This window comes from Pseudomonas sp. SLFW (assembly GCF_009905615.1).
GTDB classification, from domain to species: domain Bacteria; phylum Pseudomonadota; class Gammaproteobacteria; order Pseudomonadales; family Pseudomonadaceae; genus Aquipseudomonas; species Aquipseudomonas bambusae.
In genome coordinates this window covers 1-16,681 of record NZ_JAAAKW010000029.1, presented here as the reverse complement: position 1 = coordinate 16,681, position 16,681 = coordinate 1, and the positions used below count along the sequence as shown (strand labels likewise).

The following is a 16,681-nucleotide window of genomic DNA, read 5'->3' as shown; positions in this document are numbered from 1 at the left end:
TTGCGACGAGGCACCGGGTTTGCGCGGCAAACCGGGCTCGCGCCTTTATTTCACAGTCCTAACCAGGTTTTCATTCCATGGCTCAATACGTCTTCACCATGCATCGGCTGAGCAAAGTTGTTCCGCCGAAGCGGGAAATCCTGAAAAACATCTCCCTGTCGTTCTTTCCGGGCGCCAAGATCGGTGTCCTCGGCCTCAACGGCTCGGGTAAATCCACACTGCTGAAAATCATGGCCGGGGTCGACACCGAGTTCGACGGCGAAGCGCGCCCGATGCCGGAACTGAACGTCGGTTACCTGCCGCAAGAGCCGCAACTGGACCCGACCAAGACCGTGCGTGAAGTGGTCGAAGAAGCCGTCAGCGTGATCAAGGACGCTCAAGCGCGTCTGGACGAGGTTTACGCGGCGTATGCTGAGCCGGATGCCGACTTCGACAAACTCGCGGCCGAACAGGCCAAGCTCGAAGCCATCCTTCAGGCGAGCGATGGCCATAACCTTGAGCGTCAACTGGAAGTCGCCGCCGATGCGCTGCGTCTGCCCGCCTGGGATGCCAAGGTCGAACACCTGTCCGGTGGTGAAAAGCGTCGCGTGGCCCTGTGCCGCCTGCTGCTGTCGGCGCCTGACATGCTGCTGCTCGACGAACCGACGAACCACCTGGACGCCGATTCCGTTGCCTGGCTCGAACATTTCCTGCACGACTTCCCGGGTACTGTGGTTGCGATCACGCACGACCGTTACTTCCTGGACAACGTTGCCGGCTGGATTCTGGAGCTCGACCGCGGCGCGGGCATTCCTTACGAGGGCAACTATTCGGGCTGGCTGGAAGCCAAATCCGATCGTCTGGCCCAGGAATCCAAGCAGCAATCGGCCCACGAAAAAGCCATGAAGGAAGAACTGGAGTGGGTGCGCAAAGGCGCCAAGGCTCGTCAGTCCAAATCCAAGGCCCGTCTGCAACGCTTCGAAGAAATGCAATCGCAGGAATTCCAGAAGCGCAGCGAGACCAACGAGATCTACATCCCGGCCGGTCCACGTCTGGGCGACAAGGTCATCGAATTCAAGAACGTCAGCAAGGGCTACGGCGATCGCGTGCTGATCGACAACCTGTCGTTCTCCATGCCCAAAGGCGCCATCGTCGGCGTGATCGGCGGTAACGGTGCCGGTAAATCGACACTGTTCCGTATGCTGATGGGCAAGGAACAGCCGGATTCGGGTTCCATCGAAATCGGTGAAACCGTGCAACTGGCGTGCGTCGATCAGAGCCGCGACGATTTGGACGGCAGCAAAACCGTGTTCGCGCAGATTTCCGACGGTTCCGATCAGATCAAGATCGGCAACTACGAAATCCCGTCGCGCACCTACGTCGGACGTTTCAACTTCAAGGGCGGCGATCAGCAGAAGTTCGTGAAGGACCTGTCCGGTGGTGAGCGCGGTCGTTTGCATTTGGCGCTGACGCTGAAAGAGGGCGGCAACGTTCTGCTGCTCGACGAACCGTCCAACGACCTCGACGTCGAAACCCTGCGTTCCCTGGAAGAAGCCCTGCTGGACTTCCCGGGCGCCGCCATTGTGATTTCTCACGATCGGTGGTTCCTGGACCGTGTGGCGACTCACATCCTGGCGTACGAAGACGACTCGCAAGCAGTCTTCTTCGAAGGTAACTACACCGAGTACGAAGCCGACCGCAAAAAACGCCTCGGCGATGCTGCTGCCCAGCCGCACCGTGTGCGACACAAGAAACTGGCCTGATCCCTTGGGGTCGGTGTCATAAAAACGGAGCCTTCGGGCTCCGTTTTTTATGGGAAAAAATCTGCGGCACTCATTTTTCGGCAGGTGCCAGGGTTTCACTGGGAGCGAATTAGTCGCGAAGAATAGGCCAGACGATAAATACGCATCGGCTGTGAGCCCTTATCGCGAATGAATCGCTCCCACAGGGTTATCCATCGCCGCGTAATTCGGCGCCCATGGCTCACCCTTACTCAAACATCTGCATCGATCCGCACCACTTCAATCACCTGATCTCCCGCCGGACGCTTCCACGTCACCTCATCCCCTTCGTGCGCGCCCAGCAACGCCTTGCCCAGCGGGGAGGCCCAATTGATCAACAGAGCCGCCGCGTCGGCCTGATCCTCTCCCACCAACTGCACCCGTTGCTGACGATCCTCCTCATCGGCGAACGTCACCCAACAGCCAATCTGCACCTTGTCGGTGGTGTTTGCCGCCGAGACCACCTGCGCGCTCTGCACCCGTTGATTGAAGTAACGCAGGTCACGCTCGATATCGGCCAGACGCTGTCTGTCTGCCGCCTCGCCCAGTGCCGACTGCGTGCCGTGCTCTTCCTGCAACGCCGCGACGTGGGCTTGCAACTGAGCAAGCCCACGGGCGGTGACGTAATTGGGATGTGTGCTGACGTGACGCTCCACCGGCTGGCTGGCCTGCGCAGCGGCATGGTCTTCATTGACGAAGGCCCGACTCATGGCGTGCTCCCTTTCGTGACTGACTGCCTACGCGTTGGGCCATGTTGGCATCCCGTAAGTTTCGCGAAATGCCTGGCAGCGACACAGGCATCAGTGGGAGCGATAGGCCTTGGCGGCGTCCTGGGTTTTCTGTTGGTCCCAGGCTCGATCACGATCATTCCAGATGCTGTCCCGGCCCTGGTCCTGAACATTGCGATTGGCCAACTGGCCCTGACATTGATTGAAACCGTCGCTCCAGCCTTGCGCATAAATCGTATCGCGCAAGTAACGCTGCACATCCTTTTTGTATTGCCCCTTCATGGGGTCGATGGATTGACGACCGCTGCCGCAACCATCCTGAAACCCGTCAGCGAAAGCAGGCGGATAGCCTTCAGACACTAACTGGTCGTGGGTAGACTGACATCCGGCCACCACTAAACAGCACCACAGCACAACCCAGCGCGTATTCATTTCCGTATTCCTCGACTTATGTAAAAAGTCTAGAAGCGGATTCGTAAGTTATTTGTAAAAGGCGTGTGATAAATCCATTAACCGATGCTCGGTCAGCCCTGATTAGTTCCCGATTTCCGCCTGACGGCCGCCATGGGTGAAAAAACTTCTGGTAATTTTTTTCTAGACAACCTGAAAAACAGCCAAGGTTGTTAAACTGCCGAGCTGCGTAAAACGGCTTAGGAAGATTGATGAACCTTAGAACGATCCTTATTCTCGGCGCCCTCAGCGCATTTGGCCCGATGGCCATCGACTTTTATCTTCCTGGCTTCCCCGCGATGGCGTTGGCATTCGGGACTGACGAGAAGCACGTCCAGATGACCCTGGCGTCCTACTTTCTCGGGCTGAGTATCGGGCAACTGGCTTATGGCCCGATTGCTGACCGTTTCGGGCGACGCATCCCGCTGCTGTTCGGAGTAGGGCTGTTCACCCTGGCTTCTCTGGCCTGCGCCTTTGCCCCTGGGCTTGAATGGTTGATCGCCGCCCGCTTCGTACAGGCCTTGGGCGGCTGCGCGGGAATGGTGCTGTCTCGCGCAATCGTCAGCGACAAATGCTCCCCGGTGCAGTCCGCCAAAGTATTTTCGCAACTGATGCTGGTGATGGGATTGGCGCCCATTCTGGCACCGATGCTCGGCGGCCTGCTGGTGAACGTCTACGGTTGGCAAGCCATCTTCCTGACGCTGACCCTGTTCAGCGCACTCACGGCGCTCGCCGTTGCGCTTGGATTGCCGGAAAGCATGCCCCCCGGGCATCCGCGCTTACCACTTTCGGGCGCATTGGGGTCTTATTGGGCGCTGTTCGGCGACCGGATCTTTCTGGGCCACGCCTTGACCGGCGGGATTGCGATGGCCGGTATGTTTTCTTACATCGCGGGATCTCCTTTCGTCTTTATCAAACTGTATGGCGTTCCTGCTGAGCATTACGGCTGGTTGTTCGGCACCAATGCCGCAGGTTTCATCCTGGTGGCGCAAGTCAATGCCCGCCTTGTGGGGCGTTTCGGTCCGGCATGGCTGCTGTCCCGTGCGGTCTGGCTTTATTGCAGCGCAGCCGTCGTGCTGCTGACGATTGCCTCGCTGCACACTCAACAACTGTGGCCGTTGTTGATTCCGCTGTTCATTTACATTGCCAGCCTGGGCTGCATCATTCCCAATGCCTCCGCGTGCGCAATGGCCGGACAAGGCAAGCGTGCCGGAAGCGCGTCGGCTCTTCTCGGTTGCCTGCAATTCAGCGTGGCAGCGGGTGCGGCGTCGTTAGTGGGGTTTCTCCACGACGGCACAGCGGTTCCAATGGCGACCGTCATCACGCTGTGTGGTGTGTTGGCGGTAGGGTTGGCGATGGTGACCCGCCGCGCTCAGCAAAAACGTGATGCGGCGATGCCTCACGCCGACGTCCGCGTCTGAACCCTGCACTGCGACGCACGGCGCGTCGCAGTCAGGCGGCCCTGATCCAGAGTGTCGGACGTCTCCGAACCTGTTTGATCGTGTCCGGTGCGTAGAAGAATCGAAACTAATAGGTTGCCTTTTACTACTTTAAAAAAGACATTTCTTACAGCTCCGCTTCTGTAAAAATAAAACAGCTGATTTTTCAATCAGAGAATCTCGTGGTCAGAGTTAGACTAATGGATGTTTTTTTTGAGAGGTATCGGAGAGTTTGTTGTAGGCAATTACCGTGGTCGTCGGATGAGACGTTTGCGTGAATCGGCCTGAAAGCCCCGCGAGTCGTGCATGCTGACGCTTGGTGAATGTTTGTTGGGCACGCCACACAGGGGAGCCTTTGCGTCACGTTTTGCTGACAATACTGACAAACTTCAGTATCAAGTATCCGCGAGCCGATTCTCTCGCGTGATGCAACGCTTATACTATGCCACCACTGTGAATCTGATTTAATGACAAGACATTGAACCTGTTGTGGTCGCGCGGACGAATCTGTATTGCCACACGACTTCTGTTGCACAGAGTTTTCAAGATATGACGTAAATCAAGGCCATCATTCGGTCATGGCAACACTGTTGGCTGCTTACGATATGTGGCGACCCGGCCACCGTTATACGAATGTTTCAACAGGGAGTGAAAACATGGAACATGCACCTTGCATCAGCCAGATTGCCGCACTGCTGGCGGACCCGAAACGCAGCGCGATCATGTGGGCATTGTTGGATGGGGCCTCTCGGGCGGCGGATGAACTGGCACTGCTGGTGGGGTTATCCACGTCATCGGCAGGCGCGCATCTCGCACGGTTGGCGTCCGGTGGCTTGCTCAGGCTGGAAACGCGAGGCAAAAAGCGATATTTCCGGCTGGCTGCACCGGAGGTCGGCACCGCAGTTCAGGCGTTAGCCAGTGCATCGGTGATCAGCGCGGAAGTCATCAGCCGCAGCGTCGCACAGCCGTTGCCGCAGCTGCCTTTACGTCGAGCCAGCGTGTGCTCCGATCATTTGGGCGGAGAGTTGGCGACAGCGCTGTATCAACGGTTACTCGGTGCTGGCTGGATCGAGCAATGCGATCAACGGCTGGAAGTCACCAGTGTTGGCATTTCCCGGTTCGCCGAGCGGGGCATCTTCGTTCCAGCGCTTGCTCTTCGGCAGCGCGAAACCGTGTGCGCCTGCATCGATTGCAGTGATGTGCACCCGCATCTTGGCGGGGCATTGGGAGCCGGGCTGCTGCAGCTATTCATGCAGTTGGGCTGGTTGCGTGCTACGGAAGAGGCGTGCACGTTGCAGGTTTCTTCAAACGGGCAACGGGAAATCAGCAAGATAGCGGCAGCGGCTTGATCAGGCGGAAGGAGGGAAACGCTTTCAAGGGGCGGCAGGCTAACGATCAAACCGTGGGGGCGACACGATTCGCCCCCCACGAATCACCCGTTCAGGGTTTTACCAGCCGTGCATCCAGGCTGTTCTGAGCCAGGCGTTTCGCCTGGTCTTGCGTCATCCCCAGGTGTTCATGCAGCGCGTGGAAGTTTTCGGTTACATAGCCGCCGAAATACGCCGGGTCATCGGAGTTGACGGTGACCTTCACGCCTCGTTCCAGCATGTCAAGAATGTTGTGCTGGCTCATGTGGTCGAATACGCACAGTTTGGTGTTGGACAGCGGGCAGACGGTCAGCGGAATCTGCTCGTCGATGATCCGTTGCATCAATCGCTCATCTTCAATCGCCCGTACGCCGTGATCAATGCGCTGAATTTTCAGCAGATCGAGCGCTTCCCAAATGTATTCAGGGGGGCCTTCCTCTCCAGCGTGCGCCACGGTCAGGAAGCCTTCGCTGCGCGCGCGGTCGAACACACGTTGAAACTTGCTCGGCGGGTGACCCATCTCTGAACTGTCGAGACCGACGGCAACGAAGGTGTCGCGATAGGGCAGGGCCATGTCGAGGGTTTTCTGGGCGTCGTCTTCACTCAGGTGCCGCAAGAAGCTCAGAATCAGGCCGCTGCCAATACCGAGTTGCTCTTTGCCATCTTTCAGTGCTTTCGAAATCCCGTTGAGGACCACTTCGAAGGGGATGCCCCGATCAGTGTGGGTCTGTGGATCGAAGAAGGGCTCGGTGTGAATCACGTTCTGCGCTTTGCAGCGCTGCAGGTACGCCCACGTCAGATCGTAGAAATCCTCCTCGGTGCGCAGCACATCCGCGCCTTGGTAATAGAGGTCGAGAAACTCCTGGAGGTTGTTGAAGGCATAGGCCTTGCGCAGCGCTTCAACATCCGTCCAAGGCAGGGCGATCTTGTTGCGTTCGGCCAGCGCGAACAGCAGTTCAGGCTCCAGCGAGCCTTCCAGATGCAGGTGCAATTCAGCCTTGGGTAAGGCGTTCAGCCAGTCGTACATGTGCTTTTTCTCATCAGGTGCAATGGCCGGCATTCTACAGAGTCATGCGCATCGACTGGTTAAAAACCTGACCGAAAGGTTCAGGTCCGGACGGCAACGATCATGCTCCCGTACGGAATCGGGCTGCAGTGCGTGACACACGTGTCTTGAAACCTTTATTTACAACAAGCATTCTCATCGCCGTGAGCACTAATCACTCCATGGATGTGCGGCCTCGGTCGCGAGGACAAGAGGCAACGATGGGCACGATTCTCAAGCAAGAAAAGTTTCTTCTGTTAGCGGCAATCGCGACCTGTTTCGCCTACCCGTTCGAGCACCAGCTGCTCAGCCACGGCAACACCGTCGCGCTGATCGCGGGAATTGTCCTGGTAGCCTTTATCGTCTGTGCTTCGATGCGCGTGGCGCACCACGCCGAACTGCTGGCGGAAAAGGTCGGGGACCCCTACGGCACCATGATCCTGACCCTATCGGCGGTCTTGGTCGAGGTCGTCATTCTGGCGATCATGATGAGCAACGAACCCTCACCGACGCTGGTGCGGGATACCATTTATTCGGCGGTCATGCTCGACATCAACGGCATTCTCGGTCTCGCCGCGTTGATGGGTGGGCTCAAGCATGGAGAACAGTCTTACAACGATGACTCCGCACGCTCCTACAGCGTGATGATTCTGACCGCGATGGCCGTGTCGATGGTCGTGCCCGAGTTCATCCCCGAGTCGAACTGGAAGGTGTACTCCGGCTTCACGATCGGCGCGATGATCCTGCTTTACGCGCTGTTCCTGCGCATGCAAGTGGGGCCGCACAGTTACTTCTTCAGCTACAGCTATCCCGATAAGAAGCGTCGCAAGGATCAGCCGGAGCACGCCGCCGAAGAGGTGAACCTGTCGCTTTCCATCGGCATTCTGGTGTTTGGTGTGGTGATCATCGGCGCGTTGGCGGAAGTCATGTCCAAGACCGTGGACCTCGGACTGGAAGGCAGCGGGGCGCCGCCAGTCATGACCGCAATTCTGGTGGCCGCGATTTCCGCGGCGCCCGAAATCCTTACCGCCTTGCGGGCCGCGTTGGCCAACCGCATGCAGTCGGTGGTCAACATCGCGTTGGGTGCGTCATTGTCGACGGTGATCCTGACGGTTCCTGTGATGGAAGCGATGGCGCTGTACACCGGCCAGCCGTTCCAGATGGCAATGACGCCGGTGCAAACCGTGATGATCTTCGTCACCCTGCTGGTGAGCGCCATCAACCTCAACGACGGCGAAACCAATGCCATCGAAGGCATGACTCACTTCGTGTTGTTCGCAACGTTTGTGATGCTGTCGTTGATGGGCTTATAGATGATCTGTAGCAGCAAGGCTTGCTGGCGATAGCGTCTTCAAAATCACTGCCGCCGGCAAGCCGGACTGCTACAGCGTGTCACCTCACCCTTTGATCAACTCCGCTGCCGCCTGTCGGTGGTCTGCGATCAACCCTTTCAAATCCAGCCCCTCGACCTTCCCATCGATCACCCGCCATTCGCCGCCAATCATCACCCGGTCCGCACGATCAGCCCCGCACAGCAACAAGGCTGACAGCGGGTCATGGCTGCCGGAAAAACGCAGCTCATCCAGCCTGAACAGCGCCATGTCGGCCTGTTTCCCTACGGCCAGTTCGCCAATGTCGCTGCGGCCAAGCAGTTGCGCCGAACCTCGCGTCGCCCAGCCTAATGACGCCTCGGGGGTGATCTTCTCGGCGCCATAACGCAATCGTTGCAAGTACAACGCCTGCTTCGCTTCGAGAATCATGTTCGACCCGTCGTTGGACGCCGAGCCATCGACCCCCAAGCCAATCGGAGCGCCCGCTGCGCTTAGGTCGAGCGTCGGACAGATCCCCGACGCCAGGCGCATGTTCGAACTCGGGCAATGGCAAATACCGGTTCCCGCAGCGCCCAGCCGGGCGATTTCCTGCTCGTTGAAATGAATCCCGTGAGCGAGCCAGGTCCGAGGTCCGAGCCAACCCACGCTGTCGAGATAATCCACCGTTCGCAGACCGAAACGTTGCAGGCAAAAACCCTCTTCATCCAGCGTTTCGGCCAAGTGGGTGTGGAGGCGAACATCGAGCTTTTCAGCCAGCGCTGCGCTCTCGGACATGATCTCGGTGGTGACGGAAAACGGCGAGCAGGGCGCCAGCGCGATCTGGATCTGCGCACCTTCGCCACGCTCGTGATAACGCTCGATCAGCCGCTGACTGTCCTCCAGAATCACCTGCCCCTGCTGGACCGTTTGCTGTGGCGGCAGGCCTCCATCGGCCTCGCCGAGACTCATCGACCCTCGCGTCAGCATCGCTCGCATGCCCAACTCCCGCACAATCTCGACCTGGACATCGATAGCCTGCTCCAGACCGTCCGGAAACAGATAATGATGATCGGCGGCAGTCGTGCAGCCGGACAGCAACAGTTCGGTCAGTGCAACCTTGCTCGCCAGCGCCAGCTTTTCCGGCGTGAGTCGTGCCCATACCGGGTACAGGGTTTTCAGCCATGGAAACAAAGGCTGATTGACCACTGGCGCCCAGGCACGGGTAAGGGTTTGGTAGAAGTGATGGTGGGTGTTGATCAGCCCCGGCAACAGCACATGTTCGCGGGCATCGAAGACCTGATCGCACGGCTGGGCAGGCGATTGGCCCGAGGCGAGCATTTCGACAATCACACCGTTCTGCACCACCAGCCCACCTCGGGCATCGAGGTCATTGGCGGTAAACACGGCGAGGGGATTTTTCAACCAGATACGGATCGCGGGCATGGGCCGGCTCCTCTGAAAAGTGGATTCAGGTAGCCAGCTCAGTTTTGCCCTGTCTGCTGATCCAGGGTCGCCGCGCCGTTGGATCGGTCGCGAGGCGAAGGGGAGTTTAGGTGCGTCCGTTGAGGCGATGCAAGATGCCGTGTGTGGAATCTTCAGCAGCACGTTGCCTGCGGCGTTATTGAAGTCACCGCCGGCAAGCCGCACGGCTACATAAGCGAAGCGATTACCAAGGAATCGTTTCCCCTTTGTAATTCACGAAATGGTGCCCACCTTTCCCGGCGAACCGTTCCAACTGCTCAACCATTCCGCGAACGCTGGTTTCCACGTCGATGTCGGCGCCTTCGCCGCCCATGGCGGTACGGACCCAACCCGGATGCATGGACAGCACGGTAGGTTTGTTGTCGCCCAGTTGAGTGACGAAGGTGTTGGTCATGGAGTTGAGCGCCGCCTTGCTCGCTTTGTAGAGCGCCATTTCGGGGGCGTCAGGCATGGTCACGCTGCCCAGGACCGAGCTCATGAAAGCAATGACGCCCGTGTCCGGCCGGATTTGGTCGACGAAGCGTTTGGCCAGCCGAATGGGTGCCACGGCGTTGGTCAGGAACAACTGGCCCAGTTCGCCCGCGGTGGCATCGGTAGGAGAGGGGTGCAACGGGCCCATGATGCCGGCGTTGACGAAGAGAAGGTCATAAACCTGACCCTTGAGATTGTGAGTGAGGACCTCCAGCGAGGACTGCTCATCCATGTCCAGCGTCTGGATATGCACGCCGGGGGTGGCTTTCAGGTGATCGGCCTTGAGCGCATCACGAACGGTGGCCGTAACGTCCCACCCTTGTTCAGTCAGACGTTGCACCAGCCCAAGGCCCAGGCCACGAGAGGCGCCAATGATGAGCGCAGTTTTTTTGGCAGACATGAATGTCACTCCTTGAAGAACTAAACGGGCAGGGTTAGCAGACTGGACCGCACGCAGAGCCAGGAATTTATTTTTCCGGCGTAACGGTCCGCTGGCTCTGGCGATCCCTGTGGTGGTGGCCGAACCTCCGGCAGTTGTCGCGAACAGAACAGTGTTGCAGCGTAATGTCAATTTGGTTCAGTTTTCTTGTACAAAAAATGACCAAATCCCGCTGAGCAAGATAGCTTCGGCATTGTGGACAACGTTGCACGTGTTATCCACAGGTTGCTCCACAGTTAATGTGCGCAAGCTCAAACAGTGGGTATAAGGGCCGTGCGCGTAGGACCCCGTCGCGATAAGGCGTGCTAACCCCCTGTTTTTTGGCCGTTTTACGCAGTGGATAAGGGAATTGTGCGAAAAATGATCAGAATCGTGCGCGCTATATAAATCAAGGCCTGCAGCTGGATATGCTCAGTTTGTCCACAGCCGGATGCACAGTAGATGTGGGCAACGATCAGTCCTCGCTTCTCAAGCCCACGCATGTCAGTCAGCGTCATCCTCGCGCAAAACAATACGCCCGCGACTGATGTCGGACAGCTGACGTTGAAAAGTCTGAATGTGATCCGGGCCCAGTGCGACCGAGAGATCCACACCTACCGCCGTGAACTGCTCGTCCTGTAGCAGCCCGTTCAGTTCAGCCAGTCGCAGCTTGACCAGCGTCAGTTCGCTGAAGGTGCAGTCGAAGTGGAGCAAGACACGGTTGACCAGCGGCAGGCGCTCCGCTTGTTGCAGGCATTTGTTTGCACCGCCACCGTACGCTCGGGCCAGGCCGCCGGTGCCCAACTGAATGCCGCCGTACCATCGAATCACCAACACCACGACTTGATCGAAATCCTGCGCCTCGATGGCCGCCAAAATGGGGCGCCCCGCCGTGCCGCCGGGCTCGCCGTCATCCGTGCTGCGGTACTGCGCGCCTAGCTTCCAGGCCCAGCAATTGTGCGTGGCATTAAGGTCACTGTTTTGCTCGATGAAGGCTTGAGCGTCGGCGGGGCTGCTGATAGGCGCAGCAAAGGTGATGAAGCGGCTTTTGCGAATTTCCTCGCGAAATTCGCAAGGGCCGATGAGGGTCGAAGGCATGACGGTTCCAGCTGAAATCAGGACGTTTCGTACATTCAGATCGGAGGCGTCAGCCCACAACCTTTGAGAATGATGCGAATCAGGTTGGTGCCGGCATCGTCCATGTCTTGCTTGGTCAGGCGCGAGCGTCCGGTCACCTGGCAGATTTGCGTGGCGAAATCGGCGTAATGCTGAGTGCTGCCCCACAACAGGAAGATCAGGTGCACCGGATCGATCGGGTCCATTTTTCCAGCATCGATCCACGCTTGAAACACCGCGGCCCGTCCCTGGAACCAGGCCCGGTAATCTTGACTGAAATACTCATTCAGGCATTCGCCGCCGCTGATGATTTCCATCGCGAAAATGCGCGAGGCCTGTGGCTGGCGGCGGGAAAACTCCATCTTCGCGCGAATGTATTGAGCCAGCGCCTGAGCGGGATCGTCCTCGACCTTCAGGTTATTGAACGTGCTGTCCCACAGCTGAATGATGCTGCTCAAGACCGCGATGTACAGCCCCAATTTGTTGGTGAAGTAATAATGCAAGTTAGCCTTGGGCAGCCCGGCGTTCTGCGCAATGGTGTTCATGCTGGTGCCTTTGAACCCGTGACGAGCGAACTCGTCTTCGGCAGCCTTCATGATCGCTTCTTCATTCTTTTGACGAATTCGGCTCGCCGGTTTGGCGGCGCTGACGCTGTGAGCGGGGACTTCAAGGGCCATGTGCGGTTCCAGACGGATCATTGGGTGCGACGGGGTGAACAGATAACGCACCCAAGGCGATCCGACAAGCGTTCGTGGTGGAAATTAGTGCCCGAGGGCCTCCATTTCCTTTTCAGCGCGAACCTCCTTGCTTTCTGGCAGTACGAGGCACATGACGATGGCGGTGAGGCCGCCGCTGGTAATCGCAGAGTCGAACAGGTTTTGTACCAGCATCGGTAGATGTTGCAGCAATGCCGGTTGAGCGGCGATGCCCAGCCCAACGCCGAACGAGGTGGCGATGATCAACATGCTGCGTCGATCCAGCTGGGCTTGCGCGAGGATGCGCACGCCCGCAGCGGCAACGCTTCCGAACATCACCAACGTCGCACCACCCAGCACAGGTTTTGGAATTTGCTGAAGAATCGCACCGATGACCGGGAAAAGACCGAGCAAAAAAAGAATCGCTCCGATGTAGAGACCGACGTAGCGGCTGGCCACGCCCGTCAGCTGAATCACTCCGTTGTTCTGCGCGAACGTGGTGTTGGGAAATGCACTGAACGTCGCGGCGATCATGCAGCTCACGCCATCCCCCAATACACCACCCTTGAGACGTGCAATGTAGGTCGGGCCTTTGATCGGTTCGCGGGAGAGCATGCAATTGGCAGTCAGATCGCCGACGGTTTCGATACTGCTGATCAGATAAATTAACGCGACAGGCAGGAAGGCCGCCCAATCGAAGTTAAAACCGAACCGAAAGGGCGTAGGAATACTGACCAACGCGACATCGCTTATGGAATGAGGGACCAGCTTGCCGCTGAACCAGGCTGCGACACTGCCCACTGCCAACCCGATGATAATTGCCGACAGCCGCACCCAAGGCGTACTCGAACGATTGAGCAAAATGATCACCAACAACACGAATGCGCCCAGCATCAGATTGACCGGTTCGCCAAAATCAGGAGCATTGAAGCCGCCGCCCAGGTCGGTCACACCCACCTTGATCAGGCTGACGCCGATCAGGGTGATGACGATCCCGGTCACCAGCGGCGTGATGACCCGACGCAACTGGCCAATGAAACGGCTGAGCACGATCTGCACGACAGCGCCGAAAAAACACACGCCGAACACCATGGCCATGATGTCTTCGGGGCTGCCCCCGCGTTGCTTGACCATGAATCCTGCGGACAGCACGGCACCGAGAAACGCGAAGCTGGTGCCTTGCAAACAAATCATCCCGGCGCCGATGCCGAACGGACGACGCGCCTGAATGAAAGTGCCTACACCCGACACCATCAACGCCATGCTGATCAAGTAAGGCAGGTAGGCACCCAGTCCCAACGCGGACCCAATGATCAGCGGCGGCGTGATGATGCCGACAAATGCCGCCAGTACGTGCTGAGCAGCAGCCAGAATGGCCGGCGCAGGTTTCGGGCGGTCGTTGAGGCCGTAGATCAGATCGTTATTGTCTGGCGCTTCAGGTTGCATGCTGGACTCTCGGGTTTTGTGTCTGGCCTGTTCGATAAGTCTGGCCCCGGCGAAACATCGCGAACCCGCAGGCGTGAGCAGACTCGTGATCGGGAGCGTTCAGCTATCGAACCTCTATTGAAAGCCTCGTTGCAAAAACCTGTCCACATGATCAGATACGGCTTCTGTTTATTTAGATAAACCTATATAAATCAGACGATTAAAATTTTATTGGCGATTTTTAAGGGGGTGCGTAAGGCCTGGGTTACGGCGCTGCTGCCTCATCGTGTGGCGGCCAGGCTCTCTAGAAAGCTTTCCAGCACCAAATGCGGGCGGCGACCTTTGCGCGTCACCGTCACCAGACTCAAATCGTAAAAGCGCGACAGAGGTTTCAAGGCTCGCAGCCGACCCTGTTGCACCCAGAACGTCGCATAGTGGTCTGGCAAATAGCCGATGTAACGGCCGGTGAGGATCAGGAAGGCCATGCCCTCCCGGTCAGACGCGCTGGCGGTGCATTTCAGCGCCTGATAGTGCGCCTGGATATCTGCCGGCAGGCGAAAGGTCGGCGCGATCGCTTCCTGGTCGGCCAGACGTCCATCGCTAAGTTGCGCGTCGTCTACATAGAAGAGGGGATGACCAACGGCGCAATACAGCAACGAGCGCTCGCTGTAGAGCGACTGATATTCAAGGCCTGACAGCGCGTTGGCTTGGGGAACTACACCCACGTGCAAGCTGCCATCGAGCACGCCTTGTTCAACTTCGTTGGGCGCGACCATACGGATATTGATGTGCACGTCCGGACCGAGCTCCTTGAGCTCCGACAACGCATGGGTGATCCGCATATGGGGGAGGGTGACCAGGTTATCGGTCAGCCCAATGTTCAGCTCACCCCGTAAGTGTCGGTGAAGGCCGTTCACCTCTGTGCGAAAACTCTCAAGTGCGCTCAAGAGTTGTAGCGATGACTGATACACCTCACGGCCTTCTTCCGTCAGCGAAAACCCTGCCCGGCCACGTTGGCAGAGGCGCAATCCGAGCCGTTGCTCAAGATCACTCATCTGCTGACTAATGGCAGAGCGGCCAATGCCCAAGCTACTTTCGGCGGCAGAGAACCCACCCGCTTCGACTACGCTTCGAAAGATTCGCAACAGGCGGATATCGAAGTCGCTGACTTGCGCCAAAGGATCGGAACGGCGTGTGCTCATTGTTTAGTGGTCCATGAACTAAAGATCATAAAAGCGGGGTTTTAGCGACTTTATGCCCGTGGCAACGTAGCTGCAACCCGGCCCGGCTTCAGGGCTTTTGATGACCGACCACCCACGTCCTTGTGAGGTTATTCCAATGAACATGCCCGAATCGTCCGATATGTCCTTGGCCAGTCAGCTCAAGCTCGACGCGCACTGGATGCCCTACACCGCAAACCGCAATTTCCAGCGCGATCCCCGATTGATCGTTGCGGCAGAGGGCAGCTATCTGACAGACGATAAGGGCCGCAAGATCTACGATGGACTTTCTGGTCTGTGGACCTGTGGTGCCGGGCATACGCGCAAGGAAATTCAGGAAGCCGTCTCGAAACAGCTGGGCACGCTGGATTACTCGCCGGGCTTCCAGTTCGGCCACCCACTGTCTTTCCAGCTTGCCGAAAAGATCACAGACCTGACGCCGGGTAACCTGAACCATGTGTTCTATACCGACTCGGGTTCCGAGTGCGCCGATACTGCCGTGAAAATGGTGCGAGCCTACTGGCGCCTTAAAGGGCAGGCGACCAAAACCAAAATGATCGGTCGTGCCCGTGGGTACCACGGCGTGAACATTGCGGGCACCAGCCTGGGTGGCGTGAACGGTAACCGCAAGATGTTCGGTCAATTGATGGACGTTGATCATCTGCCTCACACGTTGCTCGCGAGCAATGCCTATTCTCGAGGCATGCCAGAGCAAGGCGGGATCGCATTGGCCGACGAAATGCTCAAGCTGATCGAGCTGCACGACGCCTCGAACATCGCAGCGGTCATCGTGGAACCTATGGCGGGCTCGGCGGGCGTGATCGTTCCGCCGCAGGGCTATTTGAAGCGCCTGCGTGAAATCTGCGATCAGCACAACATCCTGCTGATCTTCGATGAAGTGATCACTGGCTTCGGTCGTACTGGCTCGATGTTCGGTGCCGACAGCTTCGGTGTGACCCCGGATTTGATGTGCATTGCCAAACAAGTCACCAACGGCGCGATTCCGATGGGTGCGGTGATTGCCAGCAGCGAGATTTACCAGACGTTCATGAATCAAGCGACGCCTGAGTACGCCGTGGAATTTCCTCATGGCTATACCTACTCCGCGCATCCGGTAGCGTGCGCTGCAGGTCTGGCGGCACTGGATATCCTCCAACGCGAGAATCTGGTGCAGCAGGTGGCCGAGACAGCGCCGCATTTCGAAAACGCGCTGCACGGTTTAAAAGGCAGCAAAAACGTGATCGACATCCGCAACTACGGTCTGGCTGGCGCCATTCAGATCGCCGCACGGGATGGTGACGCGATTGTCCGTCCGTTCGAGACCGCGATGAAACTGTGGAAGGCGGGTTTCTACGTGCGCTTCGGTGGCGACACCTTGCAGTTCGGGCCAACCTTCAACAGCAAACCCCAAGATCTGGACCGCATGTTCGACGCAGTGGGCGAAGCGCTCAATCAGATCGACTGAGTCTTCTTTCAGTTCTTCACAGGCGCAGCTTCGGCGATCAAGGCGTCTGAGGTTATGGCGCGGCACCGCGATAAAGTGAGTGGCTATATATAGAAGACGGCATGGCCGCGGCTGACAACTGGGTGAGCGATGGCCGTGGGTGGGCCATCTACACGGCCTCTTGCAGCTCAAAACGTGAAACTTCCAGCTAATTTCAAATTAGGGGTTGACGCTCCTCCGGATGTGTCTATAATTCGCCCCACTTCCGGCGCAGTCGGAACCGAAAACTCCTTGAAGATCAACGAGTTACA

Annotated in this window: 14 protein-coding genes; 5 read left to right on the top strand and 9 right to left on the bottom strand. The window is 57.9% G+C overall.

The features are described 5' to 3' along the window. The first annotated feature begins 77 nt into the window (after positions 1-77). Complete coding sequence (gene ettA, locus GVN17_RS27280) at positions 78-1,742, top strand: energy-dependent translational throttle protein EttA (RefSeq protein ID WP_166598403.1); 1,665 nt, start codon at positions 78-80, stop codon at positions 1,740-1,742. 230 nt (positions 1,743-1,972) lie between these two features. Here ettA and GVN17_RS27275 read toward each other — a convergent pair whose 3' ends face one another. Both GVN17_RS27275 and GVN17_RS27270 read right to left on the bottom strand, forming a co-directional pair. Then, a complete protein-coding gene (locus GVN17_RS27275; protein ID WP_166598402.1) occupies positions 1,973-2,470 on the bottom strand; it encodes a GreA/GreB family elongation factor in 498 nt (165 codons plus the stop codon). Between the two features lie 90 nt (positions 2,471-2,560). Continuing rightward, positions 2,561-2,920, bottom strand: coding sequence for a hypothetical protein (locus GVN17_RS27270; protein WP_166598401.1), 360 nt, complete (start codon positions 2,918-2,920; stop codon positions 2,561-2,563). Positions 2,921-3,150: 230 nt separating this feature from the next. Here GVN17_RS27270 and GVN17_RS27265 point away from each other — a divergent pair, with 230 nt between their 5' ends. Together GVN17_RS27265 and GVN17_RS27260 are read left to right on the top strand one after the other, a co-directional pair. Next, a complete protein-coding gene (locus GVN17_RS27265) occupies positions 3,151-4,359 on the top strand; it encodes a multidrug effflux MFS transporter (protein WP_166598400.1) in 1,209 nt (402 codons plus the stop codon). Positions 4,360-5,033: 674 nt separating this feature from the next. Beyond that, positions 5,034-5,726: a helix-turn-helix transcriptional regulator gene (locus tag GVN17_RS27260; RefSeq protein ID WP_166598399.1), complete on the top strand. Its 693-nt coding sequence runs from the start codon at positions 5,034-5,036 to the stop codon at positions 5,724-5,726. 91 nt (positions 5,727-5,817) lie between these two features. Here GVN17_RS27260 and GVN17_RS27255 read toward each other — a convergent pair whose 3' ends face one another. Then, positions 5,818-6,771, bottom strand: coding sequence for an adenosine deaminase (locus GVN17_RS27255; RefSeq protein ID WP_166598398.1), 954 nt, complete (start codon positions 6,769-6,771; stop codon positions 5,818-5,820). A gap of 239 nt (positions 6,772-7,010) precedes the next feature. On the opposite strand from GVN17_RS27255, the gene GVN17_RS27250 reads away from it, so the two are divergent. Continuing rightward, positions 7,011-8,102 (top strand): calcium:proton antiporter, encoded by a 1,092-nt coding sequence (locus GVN17_RS27250; protein ID WP_166598397.1) that lies wholly within the window; start codon positions 7,011-7,013, stop codon positions 8,100-8,102. 84 nt (positions 8,103-8,186) lie between these two features. Here GVN17_RS27250 and GVN17_RS27245 read toward each other — a convergent pair whose 3' ends face one another. The 6 genes from GVN17_RS27245 to GVN17_RS27220 form a co-directional block, all read right to left on the bottom strand. Then, positions 8,187-9,542, bottom strand: a complete 1,356-nt coding sequence (locus GVN17_RS27245) for an 8-oxoguanine deaminase (RefSeq protein WP_166598396.1) — start codon at positions 9,540-9,542, stop codon at positions 8,187-8,189. 223 nt (positions 9,543-9,765) lie between these two features. Continuing rightward, positions 9,766-10,452 (bottom strand): SDR family oxidoreductase, encoded by a 687-nt coding sequence (locus GVN17_RS27240; protein WP_166598395.1) that lies wholly within the window; start codon positions 10,450-10,452, stop codon positions 9,766-9,768. Between the two features lie 522 nt (positions 10,453-10,974). Continuing rightward, positions 10,975-11,568, bottom strand: coding sequence for a YigZ family protein (locus tag GVN17_RS27235; protein WP_166598394.1), 594 nt, complete (start codon positions 11,566-11,568; stop codon positions 10,975-10,977). A gap of 35 nt (positions 11,569-11,603) precedes the next feature. Continuing rightward, positions 11,604-12,263: a TetR/AcrR family transcriptional regulator gene (locus tag GVN17_RS27230; RefSeq protein ID WP_166598393.1), complete on the bottom strand. Its 660-nt coding sequence runs from the start codon at positions 12,261-12,263 to the stop codon at positions 11,604-11,606. An 84-nt stretch (positions 12,264-12,347) separates the two neighbouring features. Then, positions 12,348-13,727 (bottom strand): uracil-xanthine permease family protein, encoded by a 1,380-nt coding sequence (locus GVN17_RS27225; protein ID WP_166598392.1) that lies wholly within the window; start codon positions 13,725-13,727, stop codon positions 12,348-12,350. A gap of 260 nt (positions 13,728-13,987) precedes the next feature. After that, positions 13,988-14,908, bottom strand: a complete 921-nt coding sequence (locus GVN17_RS27220; RefSeq protein ID WP_166598391.1) for a LysR family transcriptional regulator — start codon at positions 14,906-14,908, stop codon at positions 13,988-13,990. Between the two features lie 136 nt (positions 14,909-15,044). On the opposite strand from GVN17_RS27220, the gene GVN17_RS27215 reads away from it, so the two are divergent. After that, positions 15,045-16,391, top strand: a complete 1,347-nt coding sequence (locus GVN17_RS27215) for an aspartate aminotransferase family protein (protein ID WP_166598390.1) — start codon at positions 15,045-15,047, stop codon at positions 16,389-16,391. Positions 16,392-16,681 lie beyond the last annotated feature (290 nt).

Coding starts and splice junctions, on each gene's coding strand:
- ettA (WP_166598403.1), top strand. CDS start 78: ATGGCTCAATACGTCTTCACCATGCATCGGCTGAGCAAAGTTGTTCCG.
- GVN17_RS27275 (WP_166598402.1), bottom strand. CDS start 2,470: ATGAGTCGGGCCTTCGTCAATGAAGACCATGCCGCTGCGCAGGCCAGC.
- GVN17_RS27270 (WP_166598401.1), bottom strand. CDS start 2,920: ATGAATACGCGCTGGGTTGTGCTGTGGTGCTGTTTAGTGGTGGCCGGA.
- GVN17_RS27265 (WP_166598400.1), top strand. CDS start 3,151: ATGAACCTTAGAACGATCCTTATTCTCGGCGCCCTCAGCGCATTTGGC.
- GVN17_RS27260 (WP_166598399.1), top strand. CDS start 5,034: ATGGAACATGCACCTTGCATCAGCCAGATTGCCGCACTGCTGGCGGAC.
- GVN17_RS27255 (WP_166598398.1), bottom strand. CDS start 6,771: ATGTACGACTGGCTGAACGCCTTACCCAAGGCTGAATTGCACCTGCAT.
- GVN17_RS27250 (WP_166598397.1), top strand. CDS start 7,011: ATGGGCACGATTCTCAAGCAAGAAAAGTTTCTTCTGTTAGCGGCAATC.
- GVN17_RS27245 (WP_166598396.1), bottom strand. CDS start 9,542: ATGCCCGCGATCCGTATCTGGTTGAAAAATCCCCTCGCCGTGTTTACC.
- GVN17_RS27240 (WP_166598395.1), bottom strand. CDS start 10,452: ATGTCTGCCAAAAAAACTGCGCTCATCATTGGCGCCTCTCGTGGCCTG.
- GVN17_RS27235 (WP_166598394.1), bottom strand. CDS start 11,568: ATGCCTTCGACCCTCATCGGCCCTTGCGAATTTCGCGAGGAAATTCGC.
- GVN17_RS27230 (WP_166598393.1), bottom strand. CDS start 12,263: ATGGCCCTTGAAGTCCCCGCTCACAGCGTCAGCGCCGCCAAACCGGCG.
- GVN17_RS27225 (WP_166598392.1), bottom strand. CDS start 13,727: ATGCAACCTGAAGCGCCAGACAATAACGATCTGATCTACGGCCTCAAC.
- GVN17_RS27220 (WP_166598391.1), bottom strand. CDS start 14,908: ATGAGCACACGCCGTTCCGATCCTTTGGCGCAAGTCAGCGACTTCGAT.
- GVN17_RS27215 (WP_166598390.1), top strand. CDS start 15,045: ATGAACATGCCCGAATCGTCCGATATGTCCTTGGCCAGTCAGCTCAAG.